Source organism: Flavonifractor sp. An82, from assembly GCF_002159265.1.
Taxonomy (GTDB): Bacteria; Bacillota; Clostridia; order Oscillospirales; family Oscillospiraceae; genus Flavonifractor.
In genome coordinates this window covers 38,055-52,826 of the sequence record NZ_NFHG01000005.1, presented here as the reverse complement: position 1 = coordinate 52,826, position 14,772 = coordinate 38,055, and the positions used below count along the sequence as shown (strand labels likewise).

The 14,772-nt window shown below is 60.9% G+C and carries 16 protein-coding genes; 13 read left to right on the top strand and 3 right to left on the bottom strand.

What is annotated here, in order from left to right; genetic code table 11:
- The first annotated feature begins 37 nt into the window (after positions 1 to 37).
- From B5G34_RS07425 to B5G34_RS07380, 10 genes are all read left to right on the top strand, one after another.
- Entirely contained in the window at positions 38 to 538 is a 501-nt protein-coding gene (locus B5G34_RS07425; protein ID WP_087335704.1) for a YqeG family HAD IIIA-type phosphatase, read from the top strand.
- Positions 535 to 1,380 carry a TIM barrel protein gene (locus tag B5G34_RS07420; protein ID WP_087335702.1) on the top strand — a complete coding sequence of 282 codons (846 nt, stop codon included), beginning with the start codon at positions 535 to 537 and terminating at the stop codon, positions 1,378 to 1,380. Before B5G34_RS07425 ends, B5G34_RS07420 begins: the two co-directional genes overlap by 4 nt.
- 36 nt (positions 1,381 to 1,416) lie before the next feature.
- Positions 1,417 to 2,478 (top strand): Xaa-Pro peptidase family protein, encoded by a 1,062-nt coding sequence (locus B5G34_RS07415; protein ID WP_087335700.1) that lies wholly within the window; start codon positions 1,417 to 1,419, stop codon positions 2,476 to 2,478.
- Positions 2,479 to 2,557: 79 nt separating this feature from the next.
- Positions 2,558 to 3,127 (top strand): elongation factor P, encoded by a 570-nt coding sequence (gene efp, locus B5G34_RS07410; RefSeq protein ID WP_087335698.1) that lies wholly within the window; start codon positions 2,558 to 2,560, stop codon positions 3,125 to 3,127.
- A 54-nt stretch (positions 3,128 to 3,181) separates the two neighbouring features.
- A complete protein-coding gene (locus B5G34_RS07405; protein ID WP_087335695.1) occupies positions 3,182 to 3,649 on the top strand; it encodes a CD1247 N-terminal domain-containing protein in 468 nt (155 codons plus the stop codon).
- A 199-nt stretch (positions 3,650 to 3,848) separates the two neighbouring features.
- Positions 3,849 to 6,296: a ferrous iron transport protein B gene (gene feoB / locus B5G34_RS07400; protein ID WP_087335692.1), complete on the top strand. Its 2,448-nt coding sequence runs from the start codon at positions 3,849 to 3,851 to the stop codon at positions 6,294 to 6,296.
- Between the two features lie 4 nt (positions 6,297 to 6,300).
- Positions 6,301 to 6,465, top strand: coding sequence for a FeoB-associated Cys-rich membrane protein (locus B5G34_RS07395; protein ID WP_087335689.1), 165 nt, complete (start codon positions 6,301 to 6,303; stop codon positions 6,463 to 6,465).
- Positions 6,466 to 6,478: 13 nt separating this feature from the next.
- Positions 6,479 to 7,204 carry an NAD-dependent protein deacylase gene (locus B5G34_RS07390; RefSeq protein ID WP_087335687.1) on the top strand — a complete coding sequence of 242 codons (726 nt, stop codon included), beginning with the start codon at positions 6,479 to 6,481 and terminating at the stop codon, positions 7,202 to 7,204.
- Positions 7,205 to 7,303: 99 nt separating this feature from the next.
- On the top strand, positions 7,304 to 7,759 hold the full coding sequence (locus B5G34_RS07385; RefSeq protein WP_087335685.1) for an ATP-binding protein: 456 nt from the start codon (positions 7,304 to 7,306) through the stop codon (positions 7,757 to 7,759).
- Between the two features lie 131 nt (positions 7,760 to 7,890).
- Positions 7,891 to 8,817, top strand: coding sequence for a helix-turn-helix transcriptional regulator (locus B5G34_RS07380; protein WP_087335684.1), 927 nt, complete (start codon positions 7,891 to 7,893; stop codon positions 8,815 to 8,817).
- A gap of 47 nt (positions 8,818 to 8,864) precedes the next feature.
- Here B5G34_RS07380 and trxA read toward each other — a convergent pair whose 3' ends face one another.
- From trxA to B5G34_RS07365, 3 genes are read right to left on the bottom strand one after another with little or no spacing between them, the layout of a single operon-like run.
- Positions 8,865 to 9,179 carry a thioredoxin gene (trxA, locus tag B5G34_RS07375; protein WP_087328434.1) on the bottom strand — a complete coding sequence of 105 codons (315 nt, stop codon included), beginning with the start codon at positions 9,177 to 9,179 and terminating at the stop codon, positions 8,865 to 8,867.
- 40 nt (positions 9,180 to 9,219) lie between these two features.
- Complete coding sequence (locus B5G34_RS07370; protein WP_087335682.1) at positions 9,220 to 10,065, bottom strand: NAD(P)/FAD-dependent oxidoreductase; 846 nt, start codon at positions 10,063 to 10,065, stop codon at positions 9,220 to 9,222.
- On the bottom strand, positions 10,047 to 10,361 hold the full coding sequence (locus B5G34_RS07365; protein ID WP_087335681.1) for a metalloregulator ArsR/SmtB family transcription factor: 315 nt from the start codon (positions 10,359 to 10,361) through the stop codon (positions 10,047 to 10,049). The genes B5G34_RS07370 and B5G34_RS07365 overlap by 19 nt, the downstream gene beginning before the upstream one ends.
- 154 nt (positions 10,362 to 10,515) lie before the next feature.
- Here B5G34_RS07365 and B5G34_RS07360 point away from each other — a divergent pair, with 154 nt between their 5' ends.
- The 3 genes from B5G34_RS07360 to B5G34_RS07350 all read left to right on the top strand — a co-directional run bounded on the left by B5G34_RS07360 (position 10,516) and on the right by B5G34_RS07350 (position 14,771).
- Positions 10,516 to 10,779, top strand: coding sequence for a metal-sensing transcriptional repressor (locus tag B5G34_RS07360; protein WP_087335679.1), 264 nt, complete (start codon positions 10,516 to 10,518; stop codon positions 10,777 to 10,779).
- Positions 10,780 to 10,799: 20 nt separating this feature from the next.
- Entirely contained in the window at positions 10,800 to 13,325 is a 2,526-nt protein-coding gene (locus B5G34_RS07355) for a heavy metal translocating P-type ATPase (protein WP_087335677.1), read from the top strand.
- Positions 13,326 to 13,544: 219 nt separating this feature from the next.
- On the top strand, positions 13,545 to 14,771 hold the full coding sequence (locus B5G34_RS07350) for a BMP family ABC transporter substrate-binding protein (protein WP_087335676.1): 1,227 nt from the start codon (positions 13,545 to 13,547) through the stop codon (positions 14,769 to 14,771).
- Position 14,772 lies beyond the last annotated feature (1 nt).

Below are 14,772 nucleotides of genomic sequence, written 5' to 3'. Positions count from 1 at the left end.
CTATGCGGACCAGACTGCAAATAGACGAGGTGAAGCCATGCTGACGGCCCACTGGTCAGGAAAGACCATTTACGACATCGATCCCGCCGCTTTGGCAAGGCGGGGCATCCGCCTGCTGCTGGCCGATCTGGACAATACCCTGGTGCCCTACGGTGTGCCGGAGCCCACCCAGCCGGTGCGGGAGTGGACGGCGGCCCTGCAGGCCCAGGGGGTCACCCTGTTCGTGCTGTCCAACAACCGGCACCCCCAGCGGCCGGAGCGGTTTTCCAAAGCACTGGGCGTGCCCTATATCGGCCACGCCGGCAAGCCCAAGCCGGGCTCCTTTTACAAGGCCATGGAACAGATGGGCTGCACGCCGGAGCAGACTGCCATTGTGGGGGATCAGATCTTTACCGATATTCTGGGCGGCAGCCGGGCCGGGGTGACCACATTGCTGGTGGAGCCCATCCGGCTGGCGGGCAATCCGGGGCGCTACCTGCGGTACGCCGCCGAGTGGCCCTTCCGCGCCCTGACAAAAAGGAGAGCAAAACCGTTATGAGCGCAATCTTCGGCCCTGCGGGCAACGCAGAGTCCTTTCCCTATAAATCCTCGGTGGACGCCCCCCGGTGGCTGGCTGGGCTTGGCCTGGACTGCTACGAGTACCAGTGCGGCAAGGGCGTCAACGTGGGGGAGGAGACTGCCCGCAAGGTGGGGGCGGCGGCAAAGGAAGCGGGCATTTCTCTGTCCCTCCACGCCCCCTACTTTATCAACCTGGCCAATCCCGACCCTGAGAACCTGCAGAAGACCATCGGCTATATCACCGCCGCCTGCCGGGCGGCCGACTGGATGGGGGCCACTCGGGTGGTGATCCACTCGGGTGCCCTGATGAAGCGCACCCGGAGGGAGGCACAGGACATCGCCCTGAACTCCCTGAAGGCGGTGGTGGCCGCCTGTGACGACGCCGGCTTCGGCCACATTACGCTCTGTCCAGAGACCATGGGCAAGATCAACCAGCTGGGGGATCTGGACGAGGTGCTGGAGCTGTGTACCCTGGACGGGCGGCTCACCCCCTGCGTGGACTTCGGCCACCTGTACGCCCGCTCCCTGGGAGAGCTGGAGGGCCGCGAGGCCTGCGTGAAGATGCTGGACCGTATCAAAGAGGTGCTGGGAGAGGAGCGGGCCAGCCGTTTCCACAGCCATTTCTCCAAAATTCAGTTCACCCCCAACGGGGGAGAGAAAATGCACCTGACCTTTGACCAAGAGGACTTCGGGCCCGACCCGGAGCCCCTGATGGCGGAGGTGGCCCGCCGGGGCTGGAGCCCCACCTTTATCTGTGAGTCCGCCGGTACCCAGGCGGAGGACGCGTTGACTATGAAAAAACTGTACCAAAGCGCCCTGTAGGGTGCTGCGGCGCGAGATAGAAAGGAAGTCTTTATCATGAATCATCTGAATCAGATCGCGGCCAAGCTGGACCAGTACAAGCTGGATGCCATGCTCATCACCAGTGAGCCTGGCGAGTTCTATGCCATCGGTTTCCACGGCGAGGGCATGGTCATCGTGACCCGCAGCGAGAGCCGCTATTTCACCGACTCCCGGTACATCGAGGCTGCCGGCAATCTGGTCACCGGCGCCAATATCACCATGACCGACAGAAACAAGAACTTCATGGTGCTGGCCGAGCAGGCGGTCCAGGAGCTGGGCATCCAGAAGCTGGGCTTTGAGGAAGGTTATGTGACCGTGGCCTCCTACAATCAGTATGCCAAGCTGCCTTGTGAGCTGGTGCCCGCCCAGAGCCTGGTGAACGACCTGCGTGCTGCCAAGGACGAGGAAGAGATCGCCCTGATGAAGAAGGCCCAGGAGATCACCGACCAGGCCTTCGACGCCATCCTGAAGTTCATTCAGCCCGGCATGACCGAGCAGGAGATCGCCGCCCGTCTCCAGTATGAAATGCTGCTCCGCGGTGCCGACAAGATGAGCTTTGATCCCATCGTGGTGTCCGGCCCCAACGGTTCCCTGCCCCACGGCATCCCCAGTGAGAAGAAGGTCCAGAAAGGTGAGTTCCTCACCATGGACTTTGGCTGCAAGTACGGCGGTTACTGCTCCGACATGACCCGTACCATCGCCCTGGGCGAGCCCACCGAGGAGATGCGCAAGGTGTATGACACCGTGCTGAAGGCTCAGCTGGCCGGCATTGCCAAGGCCAAGGCGGGCGTGCCCGGCAAGGAGATCCACACCGCCGCTGCCCAGGTGATTGAGGAGGCCGGTTACGGGGCATACTTTGGACACGGCTTCGGCCACAGCGTTGGCATCGAGATCCACGAGTGCCCCAACGCCAACGGCCGGGACGAGACCCCCATGCCCGTGGGCGCCGCCGTTTCCGCCGAGCCCGGCATCTATCTGCCCGGCAAGTTCGGCGTGCGGATCGAGGACGTGCTCATCTACACCGAGGAGGGCAATGTGAACCTGACCAAATCGCCCAAAGAACTGATTATTCTGTAAAAAGCCTTGCAATGAGGGAAATAATAGGGTAAAATGACTTAGCTGAATTATAGAAATACCTTTTGGAGGATGAAGTTCAATGCCTACGATTTCTGCCAGTGATTTCCGCAATGGTGTGACCTTTGAGATGGACGGCCAGGTTATGCAGGTCGTCGAGTTCCAGCACGTCAAGCCCGGCAAGGGTGCCGCGTTCGTCCGTACCAAGATGAAGAACGTCATCACCGGCGGCGTGACTGAGACCTCTTTCAACCCCACTGCCAAGTTTGAGCAGGCCTATGTGGAGCGCAAGGACATGGAGTACAGCTACAATGACGGCGATCTGTACTACTTCATGGACCCCGAGACCTACGATCTGGTGCCCATCGGCTCCGAGCTGCTGGGTGACAACTTCCGCTTCGTGAAGGAGAACATGGTCTGCAAGATCAACTCCTACAAGGGCAAGATCTTTGCCGTGGAGCCCCCCACCTTTGTGGAGCTGGAGGTCAGCGAGACCGATCCCGGCTTCAAGGGCGACACCGCCACCAACGTGACCAAGCCCGCCACCCTGGAGACCGGCGCTGAGATCAAGGTGCCTCTGTTCATCAACCCCGGCGACAAGATCAAGATCGACACCCGTACCGGCGAGTACCTGGAGCGTTGTAAAGCCTAAACGGACAATTTTCAGGCCCTTCGTGGCCGACGACTGAGAAAAGGAGAACCAGTTATGACGATTTCTGAGAAGGTCGCGTATCTGAAGGGCCTGGCTGAGGGCCTGAATATTGACACCGAGAAGTCCAAGGAAGGCAAGCTCATCTCCGTGATGATCGGCATCCTGGAGGAGATCGGCATGTCCATTGAGGACCTGGAGGAGAACACCGTGGCTCTGGGCGAGGAGATCGACGCCATCTCCGACGACCTGGCCGACGTGGAGAAGGCCGTCTTTGAGGACGAGGACGACGAGGATGAGGACGACTGCTGCTGCGGTGACGACGACTTCTTCGAGACCGAGTGCCCCAACTGCGGCGAGACCCTGGTCATCGACGAGTCCGTCCTGGATGAGGGCGTGATCCAGTGCCCCAACTGCAAGCAGAAGTTCGCCCTGGACCTGTCCGACGACTGCTGCTGCGGCGATGAGGACGAGGACGACTGCGGCTGTGGCTGCGGCTGCGAGGACCACGACCACGAGGACTAAGTCCGGCTGTTTCAGAAGGAGCGCTGCGGAGTTTCCGCGGCGCTCCTTTTGTGTTTGGGCGAAGTTTTTGCTTATGACCATAAATTCAGTAGGATTTTGGTGAAAATGGCGGGGGATGTTACTTGCGTCACTGGCTGGCAGCGTAGTATAATGAGCACGGATTAGAATAGATTAACTTGGAAGCAGTGGATGAGATAAGATGAAGATACAAGAGACACAAAACCATAAGACGCTGGAGGAGGTCCAGCCTGGGGAACAGGGCATCATCCTGCGGGTGGGCAACGACCGGGGACCGGTAAAGCGCCGCCTGGTGGACATGGGCCTTACCCCCGGCACCCAGGTGATGGTGCGTAAGGTGGCTCCCTTTGGCGACCCGGTGGAGCTCAACCTGCGGGGCTATGAGCTCTCCCTGCGGAAATCGGACGCCGCTCAAATCCTCATTGCCACCGGCGAGGAGGGGGAGGAGCGGGCTCAGGTGCGCCGCCAGCGCATGGGTATGGTACAGCATCTGCCTGATGAGGAGACTCTGCGCCGGATGAGTGCCGACCACGCCCATGAGGCCGCCGAGCACGGCGGCGTGCCCGACTACGCCAGCCATGATACCCGGGAAATGAAGCTGGCCCTGGTGGGCAACCCCAACTGCGGCAAGACCACCCTGTTCAACGCCCTCACCGGCTCCAATCAGTATGTGGGCAACTGGCCCGGCGTGACGGTGGAGAAGAAGGAGGGCAGGGCGGAGGTGGACGGAAAGTCCGTCACCATTGTGGACCTGCCCGGCATCTACTCCATGTCCCCCTACTCCATGGAGGAGATCGTGGCCCGGGACTTCATTGTGGGGGAGCGACCCGACGCCATCATCGATATCATTGACGCCACCAACATCGAGCGCAACCTCTATCTGACCGCCCAGCTGTTGGAGCTGGAGCGGCCCATGGTCATCGCCCTGAACTTCATGGACGAGGTGGAGAAGCACGGGGACAGCATCGATGTGGACCAGCTGTCCAAGACCCTGGGCGTGCCGGTGATTCCCATCACCGCCCGGTCGGGCAAGAACATCCAGAAGCTGCTGGAGGTGGCCCACAATCAGATGCATGTGGGGGTCACGGTGGAGCCCGACGACCTGTACGACGACTTTACCCACCAGATCCACCATAAGGTGGGCGAGCTGATCCACGACAAGGCCTATGCCGCCCACATCCCCGCCCACTGGGCCTCCATCAAGCTCATTGAGGGGGACCAGCTGGTGGAGGAGGCCCTGGGGCTCAGCGGCCTGGAGAAGGCCGCCCTGGAGCGGACCTGCCAGGAGTATGAGAACGCCTATGATCTGGGCGACCGGGAGACCCTCATTGCTGACGCCCGGTATCAGTTCATTCAGAAGGTGGTGGAGGGCTGTGTCAAACGGGGACGGCCCCTGGGCACCCCCACCCTGTCCGACCGGATCGACGCCATCGTCACCCACAAGTTTTTGGCCATCCCCGTGTTCCTGCTGATGATGCTGGCCATGTTCGCCCTCACCTTTGGTCCCGGCCAGATGCTGGCCGACGGGGTGGATACCCTCATCGGCGGCTATTTTGCCGACTGGGTGCGGGGGGGCCTGGCTGCCGCCGGCACCGCGCCCTGGGTGGAGGCCCTGCTGGTGGATGGCGTTATCGCCGGCGTGGGCGGCGTACTTACCTTCCTGCCCCAGATCGCCATTCTGTTCCTCTTCCTGTCCTTCCTGGAGGACTCGGGCTACATGGCCCGGGCCGCCTTTATCATGGACCGGCTGCTGCGGCGCTTTGGCCTGTCCGGCAAGGCCTTTATCCCCATGCTGATGGGCTTCGGCTGCACGGTGCCCGCCGTCATGGGCGCCCGCACCATGGAGAATGAGAAGGACCGCCGCATGACCATCATGCTGGTGCCCTTCATGTCCTGCTCCGCCCGGCTGCCGGTGTACGGCCTGCTCACCGCTGCCTTCTTCCCCAAATACGGCGGGCTGGTGGTATTCTCCCTCTATCTGCTGGGCCTGATCTTCGCCATTCTCTCGGGTATCCTGCTGAAAAAGCTGGTGTTCAAGGGGGAGCCCGCCGCCTTTGTGCTGGAGCTGCCCCCCTACCGCCTGCCCACTCTGAAGAACATCGCCCTCCATGTGTGGGAGAAGGTGAAGGGCTTCCTGGTGAAGGCCGGTACCCTGATCCTGGCCATGAGCGTGCTGCTGTGGTTCCTCCAGAGCTTTGGCTTTGAGGGCGGTACCTTTGGTATGGTGTCTGACGAGGCCTATTCCATCCTGGGCAGCATCGGCTCCTTCCTGGCCCCCATCTTTGTGCCTTTGGGCTTTGGCACCTGGCAGGCGGCGGTGGCCCTCCTCTCCGGCTTGATCGCCAAGGAGATGGTGGTGTCCTCCATGAGCATGTTCTACGGCTTCTCGGTGACCGCCAGCGTTGCTGCCATTGCCGCCGCCCTGGGCGGCACCTTCCAGAGCCCCCTGGCCGCCTACTCCTTCCTGGTGTTCGTCCTGCTCTACGTACCCTGCGTGGCGGCGGTATCCACCATCCGCAAGGAGATGAACTCCGTCAAGTGGACCCTGGCTTCCATCGGCTGGCAGCTGTGCGCTGCCTGGCTGGGTTCCTTCCTGGTGTACCAGATCGGCTCTCTGTTCCTGAGGTAATGTTATGCTGAAAATTCTCATTTACATCGGGGTGGCCGTCCTCATCATCTGGGCGGCGGTCTACCTGATCTACCGGTTCCACCAGAGCCTGAAGGGCAAGCGGGGGTGTGGCTGCGGCGGCTGCTCCAGCTGTCCCCACACCTACTGCCGCCACCGGAAGGCGCCGTAAAGGAGGGGTTATGATGGATGAAAAACGCAAGCAGCTCCAGGACTGGATCAGTGAGAGCGAGAACATTGTCTTTTTCGGCGGTGCCGGTGTCAGCACGGAATCGGGCATCCCGGACTTCCGCAGCGTGGACGGCCTGTACAATCAGCAGTACGCCTATCCGCCGGAGACCATTCTGAGCCACACCTTCTTTCAGAAGAATCCGGAGGAATTTTACCGCTTTTACCACAACAAGATGCTCTTCCCCGACGCCAAACCCAACGCCGCCCATTTGAAGCTGGCGGAGCTGGAGCGGGCGGGTAAGCTGAAGGCGGTGGTGACCCAGAACATCGACGGGCTCCATCAGGCGGCGGGCAGCGTCAACGTGTACGAGCTCCACGGCTCGGTCCACCGCAACTACTGCATGAAGTGCCATCAGTTCTACGACCTGGACTTTATGATGAAGAGCGATGGGGTGCCCCACTGTCCGGTGTGCGGCGGTATGATCAAACCCGATGTGGTGCTCTATGAGGAGTCCCTGGACCAGGAGACCATCGAAGCCGCCGTGCTGGCCATCTCCCGGGCGGATATGCTCATCATTGGCGGTACCTCTCTGGCGGTGTACCCGGCGGCGGGGCTGATCCGCTACTACCGGGGGAATAAGCTGACCCTCATCAACAAGAGCCCCACCCCCTACGACAAGGAGGCCGACCTGGTGATTGCCGGCCCCATCGGGGAAATTCTGGGGGCTGTTACAGTGTGATTCCTGCAAGGGACCTGTCGGGAGACAGGTCCCTTTTTTCCTTGTCAACCGACGGCCTTCCCGGTATAATGAAGGCACTACGGAAGGGGAGGCCGGCCTATGTTCGACTTCACACAGATCAGCCATTATCGGGAGAACAACCGTCTGGAGGCCAAGCTGGCCACCGGCGGCCTGCCCCACAGCATCTGGGAGACCTACTCCGCCTTTGCCAACAGCTACGGTGGGGTGATCCTGCTGGGTGTGGAGGAGCTGCCTGACCACAGCCTGCGGGTGCAGGGGCTGCTGGACCCCCAGGGCATGGTGGAGGAGCTCATCGCCGGCTTGGATGATCCGGCAGTGGTCAGCCTCAACATCCTCAAGGAGGAGGACATCCAGATCCTCCATGTGGACGGCGGGGACATCGTGGCCATCACGGTACCCATGGCCGAGCGGGACCAGCTGCCGGTATATATTGGAGGAAACCTCCGCCGGGGGGCCTATCGCCGCAGTGGGGATGGGGATTATCACTGTACCCAGGCGGAGCTGAACGCCATGCTGAGCGGCCGGTCCCATTGAGCACTTTTTGCGGTGAAAAAAGCCGGTGCAACCGGAAGTTTACGTGAAAAAACCCAAACGCAACTGCAAATTGGTTTCAGTTGCGTTTGGGTTTTGGTATGTTGTAGCCACCCTGAGAGGAGGCAAAGATCATGAGTTTTGGGACCAATTTACAATTTCTGCGGGATAAGGCCGGCATGACCCAGGAGGGGCTGGCCGAGGCTCTTCAGGTATCCCGACAGTCGGTGAGCAAGTGGGAGTCGGACACCAGCTTTCCGGAGATGGAAAAGCTGCTGGTGCTGTGCAAGATCTTCAGTGTGGATTTGGATACCCTGATCCGGGGAGATGTACAGGAGCATTATCAGACAGACGCCGCCGGATATGACCGCTTTATGAACTGGTTTTCCAACTGTGTTGCCCTGGGTGTGGGGCTCATCATCCTGTCTGTGAGTGGGGGGCTGGCCCTGTACGGCTTTGCGGGTTTTCCGGAAAACTGGGCGGGCGCGGTGCTGATCTCGGGGATTGCGGTGGCGGTGGCCATTTTGGTGGTGGCCGGCATGCGCTATGACCGATTTGAAAAGGAGTACCCGGTACTCCAGGATTTCTACCCCAAAGAGCAGCGGGAGCGGTTTCTCAACCGGTATCCATTCCTCATCGCTCTGCCCATCGCAGGCTTTTTCCTGGCGGTGGTATGGCTCATCCTGCTGGGAGAGACTGCTGAGCTGATAGGGGAGCGGGCGGAGGCCAAACTGATAGCGGTCTTTCTGTTCATTGTGGCTGTGGGCGTGGCGGTCCTGGTATGGGCCGGGCTGCGCAGAAGCAAGTATAACATTGAAGGATGGAATAAGGAGCACGATCCCAGTCCAGAGGCGACAGCCCTCCGAAAGAAGGAGAACTGGATCTGCGGCGCCATCATGATTGCCGCTACCGTGATCTATCTGATGGTGGGCTTTGGCTCCATGGCGGCATCGGGAGAATACGGGGACAGCTGGGGCTGGCGCTGGGGGTGGATCGTCTATCCCATTGCCGGTGTGATCTGCGCCCTGGCCTCCCATCTGCTGAAAAAAGGCGAAGAATGACAAAGAAGGCCTGCCGCATCAGCGGCAGGCCTTCTTCTGCTTGAATCTTACAGGTTGGCGTCCAGCACGGCGGTGTAGGCCTGGGGAGGCATCACACCCACCTTGCGGTCGAACTCCTTGCCGTCCTTCAGGAAGATAACGGTGGGGATGCTCATGACGCCGAAGCGCATGGCCAAATTGGGCTCATCGTCCACGTTGACCTTGCCCACCAGGGCCTTGCCCTCGTACTTGCCCGCCAGATCCTCCATCACAGGGGCCAGCATCTTGCAGGGGCCGCACCAGGAGGCCCAGAAGTCCACCATGGAGATACCGTTGGAAACCGCCTTGTCAAAGGCCTCGTTGGTCAGATGAATGATAGACATAGATAACATCCTTTCTCTGTATGAAAATCAGTTGAATTACTTACAAATGGTCCACATATTCCGCAGCTCGCAGGCCGGCCACCAGGCCTTCGCCTACAGCTTTGGATACCTGGAGGGGGAGGCCGGTGCAGTCACCGGCGGCAAAGACCCCGGGCAGGCTGGTGGACATGTTTCGGTCCACCTGGATATATCCGCCCTCCAGAGCCAGACCGGGGAGCAGATCTGCAGGGGCCACCGAGGGACGGAGGATGAATACCCCCTCGCAGGGGATGGTGGTGCTGCCGGCCCGCAGGGCCTCCACCTTGCCGCTGCCGGTGATCTCCACCTTGGCGGCCTTCACAAAGGGAATGTCGGGCCGCAGCCGTTCCGGGGCTTTGTCGCTGATATAGGTAACCTTGCACCCCAGCTCCTGGAGGTAGTTGGCTTCCTGGGGAGAGTCGGCAGCCTTGCCAACCACCGCCACCTCCTTGCCCCGATAGAGCATACCGTCGCAGGTGGCGCAGTAGCTGACGCCCCGACCAAGATATTCAGCCTCACCGGGATACTTGTTGGCCCACACCACACCGGTAGCCAATATAATGGCCTTGGCCTGCTCCATCTCGGAGCCGATGCTGAGATAGAATGTGTCGCCCATGGGCATGATATTCAGTACTCGCCCCTCTTTTCGGACGGCTCCCATCTGGTCGGCGTGGGCCCGGAACCGGTCCAGCAGCTCCTTGCCGCTGGCCTGGGGGAAGCCCAGATAATTTTCGATGCGGGGTGTTTTATAGAGGGGATTGTCCCGGCCGTCGCCGCTGATCACCAGCACAGACTTGTTCCGCACCCGGGCCTGGACGGCGGCGGACAGCCCAGCGGGGCCGCCGCCGATCACTGCGATGTCGTACAATGGTATTCCTCCTCACACTCTCCGAACAGAGCGGCGATGACGGCAGCCGCCCGGGGATCGGAGACTTCATAATAGACCTCATTGCCGGAGCGGGCCGCTTTGACCACGCCGGCTGCCTTCAGGCGCATCAGGTGCTGGGAGATGCAGGACTGGGACTGGCCGATGTTTGCCTCCATGCAGCCCACGTTGCGACAGCCGCAGTGGAGCAGTCCCCGGACGATCTGCAGGCGGATGGGGTGGGACAGGGCCTTCAGCAGTTCCGCTTTCTCCATATAGATGGATTCCAACCCTTCCATGGGATCACCTCACTGTCTTGATCTATATATTATTATATTCAAATATTCTAATATGTCAACCCTTTTTTCCTACATTTTTTCCGGAGAATTTTTTGAGAGCAGATTGACATGACTAACTCATGGTAGTATACTACACCCCAGGGGGGTGTTTGACATGATGGCAGACCAGAAAACCGTCCTTCGGCTGCTGCGTACCGCCCGAGGACAGATTGATGGAATTATTAAAATGGTGGAAGAGGACCGTTACTGCATCGATATCTCTCAGCAGCTGATGGCCACTGAGGCCATTTTGAACCGGACCAACAAGGAGATTCTGGCGGCCCACCTGAAGCACTGCGTCCAGGAGGCGGATACGCCGGAGGAGCGCAGCCAGAAAGTGGACGAGTTCATCGGCACGCTGGGTAAGATTCTAAAGTAGAAAGATGTTATGGTGAGACCATGAAACAAAAATTTGATGTGACCGGCATGACCTGCGCGGCTTGTTCGGCTCATGTGGAAAAAGCCGTGTGCAAGGTGGCCGGTGTGGACCAGGTCAACGTGAACCTGCTGGGCAATTCCATGGTGGTGGAGTACAATGAGGAGACCACCGACGCCGGGCAGATCATCCACGCGGTGGAGGAGGCGGGTTACGGCGCCGCCCTGCCTGAGAGCAGGAAGCAGGCGGCGGCCCAGCCCCGGCAGGTCAACGTGATGGAGGAGGAAGCCGCCGGTATGAAACGGCGGTTTTTGACCTCCCTGATTTTCCTGGTGCCTCTGTTTTATATCGCCATGGGCCACATGATGGGCTGGCCTCTGCCCGCTTTCTTCCATGATCCGGGCAATGTGTTTGTGGTGGCCTTCCTCCAGTTTTTGCTCACCCTGCCCATTATGTATATCAATGATAAGTACTACCGGGTGGGCTTTAAGACACTGTGGCACCGTTCGCCCAACATGGATTCCCTCATTGCTCTGGGCTCCGCCGCCGCGGTGGTATACGGCATCGCGGCCCTGTTCCAGATCGCCTGGGGCCTGGGCCACGGGGATCAGGCCCGGGTGGACCAGTGGTCCATGGACCTGTATTTTGAGTCCGCCGGTATGATCCTCACCCTCATCACCCTGGGCAAGTGGCTGGAGACCCGCTCCAAAGGCAAGACCAGTCAGGCCATCACCCGGCTGATGGACCTGGCCCCCAAGACTGCCGCCGTCCTGCGGGACGGGATAGAGGTGGAGATCCCGGTAGAGGAGGTAGCCGTGGGCGACCTGATCGTGGTGCGTCCCGGCGGCCGTATTCCCGTGGATGGCGTGGTGACGGATGGGAGCTCCTCTGTGGATGAGTCCGCCCTCACCGGCGAGTCCCTGCCGGTGGAGAAGTTCCCCGGTGACAAGGTGGCCGCCGCCTCCATCAACAAGAACGGCTTCTTTACCTTCCGGGCCACCCGGGTGGGGGAGGACACCACCCTGGCCCAGATGATCCGGCTGGTGGAGGAGGCCTCCGCCTCCAAGGCCCCCATTGCCAAGCTGGCCGACAAGGTGGCGGGGGTATTCGTGCCCGCGGTGATCGCCATTGCCCTGGTGACCGCTGTCGTGTGGCTCATCGTCACCGGCGGCGACGTGACCCGGGCCCTCACCGCCGGGGTGGCGGTGCTGGTCATCTCCTGTCCCTGCGCCCTGGGTCTTGCCACCCCGGTGGCCATCATGGTGGGTACCGGTAAGGGCGCGGAAAACGGAATCCTTATCAAGTCCGCTGAGGCTCTGGAGACCCTCCACTCCATCCGGACCGTGGTGATGGACAAGACGGGCACCCTGACCCAGGGCAAGCCGTCGGTCACCCACTGCCTCCCGGCGGAGGGTGTGACCGAAGAGGAGCTTCTGTGCGTAGCCGCCTCCCTGGAAAAGCCCTCGGAGCACCCGCTGGCAGAGGCCATTTTGAACGAGGCGGAGGAGCGGAATATTCCGCTGGCCCCCATCGGGGACTTTGAAGCGGTTTCCGGCCGGGGCGTCCGCGGCACCCTCCACGGAGCTTCCGTGCTGGCGGGCAACCGGGCCATGCTGGAGGAGGCGGGCATCTCTCTGGGCAGTCTGGGGGACAAGGGGGAGGCCCTGGCCCGGGACGGCAAGACCCCGCTGTACTTTGCCGAGGATGGGAAGATGCTGGGTGTGGTGGCGGTGGCCGATACCCCCAAGCCCACCAGCGCCGAGGCCGTCCGTCAGTTCCAGGCCCTGGGGATCGACGTGGTGATGCTGACCGGCGACAACCAGCGCACTGCCCAGGCGGTGGGCAGGGCTCTGGGGGTGACTCAGGTTATTGCCGAGGTGCTGCCCCAGGACAAGGAGCGGGTGGTGGCTCAGCTGCAGGCTGACGGAAAACGGGTGGCCATGATCGGCGATGGCATCAACGATGCCCCTGCCCTGGCCCGAGCCGATGTGGGCATGGCCATCGGGGCGGGCACTGATGTGGCTATGGAGTCGGCCGACGTGGTGCTCATGAAGAGCGACCTGCTGGACGCGGTTACCGCGGTGCGGCTGTCCAAGAAGGTGATCCGCAACATTAAGGAGAACCTGTTCTGGGCCTTCATCTATAACATCATCGGTATCCCGCTGGCCGCCGGCGTGTGGTTCCCCATCACCGGCTGGCAGCTCTCTCCCATGTTCGGTGCCGCTGCCATGAGCCTCAGCTCGGTGTGCGTGGTGTCCAACGCCCTGCGTCTGAAGTTCTTCCGCCCCTCCCACGAGGAGAAGACGGAAGCTCAAATTGAAACACAGAAAGGAACGAGTACGATGACTAAGACTATGACCATCAACGGAATGATGTGCGCCCACTGTCAGGCCCATGTGGAGAAGGCCCTCAACGCCATTGACGGCGTCACCGCCGTGGTGGACCTGGCGGCCAAGACGGCCACTGTTACCCTGGCCTGCGATGTGGCGGATGACGTATTGAAGAACGCTGTTACGGAAGCGGGGTACGAGGTGGTTTCCATCCAGTGACAGCACTGGCAAAAGGGCGGCGAAAGAGCCGCCCTTTTGCTGTTTTTGCTGGAAAGGGAAGGAAAATGATCGGCTGTTTTGTAAAAAATGAATGCTTTGTGTAAAATGCAGGTTGCCCTTTTGAATGGAAAAGGGTATAATAGGAACAAGCTCAGGGAGGAGAAACGACATCGTTGCACGCCGACCTGGGCGATTTGTATGAAAGGAAGGTAGATTACATTGAAGAAGTCCAAGAAGCTCCTTGCGCTGCTGCTCTCTCTTGCCATGATCTTTGGGCTGGCCGCCTGCGGCGGCGGTACTCAGGGCGGTTCTGAGTCCCCCAGCGGCAACAGCGAAACCCCCGGCACCGTGGAGAGCAATCCCGGCGGCGAGGAGAACAACGCTGTGGATCCCGACTCCATCCCCGACACCATGACCTCCGAGGACGGCAAGTATCAGGTGGCCTTTGTTACTGACGTGGGCCAGCTGAAGGATAAGTCCTTCAACCAGGGCACCTTCGACGGCGTGAAGCTGTATGCCAACGCCAACGGCAAGTCCTACAAGTACTATCAGCCTGCCAACGGCAGCGAGGCTACCGACGATGACCGCTACGACGCCATGAAGGCTGCCGTTGAGGGCGGCGCTGAGGTGGTCGTGTGCGCCGGTTACCTGCAGGAGGCCGCTCTGCGCAAGGCCGCCATGGAGTTCTCCGATGTGCCCTTCGTGTTCATCGACGGCTATCCTCTGACCGAGGACCCCGAGAATCCTGACAGCGCCATCCTGACCAACGTGGCCGGTATCGCCTTCAACGAGGAGCAGGCCGGTTACCTGGCCGGCTACGCCGCTGTGAAGGACGGCTTCACCAAGCTGGGCTTCTCCGGTGGCGGCGGCGGCACCAACCCCGCCTGCTGCCGCTTCGGCTACGGCTATGTCCAGGGCGCCAACGCTGCTGCTGCCGAGCTGGGCACCAACGTTGAGATGAACTACTCCTGGCAGTACGGCGCCACCTTCTCCGGATCCACCGAGCTGCAGACCATGATCAGCGGCTGGTACGCCAACGGTACTGAGATCGTCTTTGCCTGCGGCGGCTCCATGTTCCAGTCCATCGCCGCCGCCGCCTCCGCCAATGACGGCTATGTCATCGGCGTGGACGTTGACCAGGCCGGCGAGTCCGACAGCGTGGTTACCTCCGCCATGAAGGGCCTGTCCGACGCCGTGCAGTGGGCCGTGGGTCACGTCTATGACGGCACCTTCGACACCATCGGCGGCACCGCCACCTCTCTGGGCGTGAAGGAGAACGCCGTGGCTCTGCCCACCGCTGACAGCTCCTGGCGCTTTGAGACCTTCACCGTGGAGGAGTATGAGGGCCTGTATCAGCAGATGCTGGACGGCACCCTGGTGGTGGACGCTGACTACTCCAAGCTGGAGACCACCGAGTGGAGCAACCTCACTCTGACCGTGATCTGAT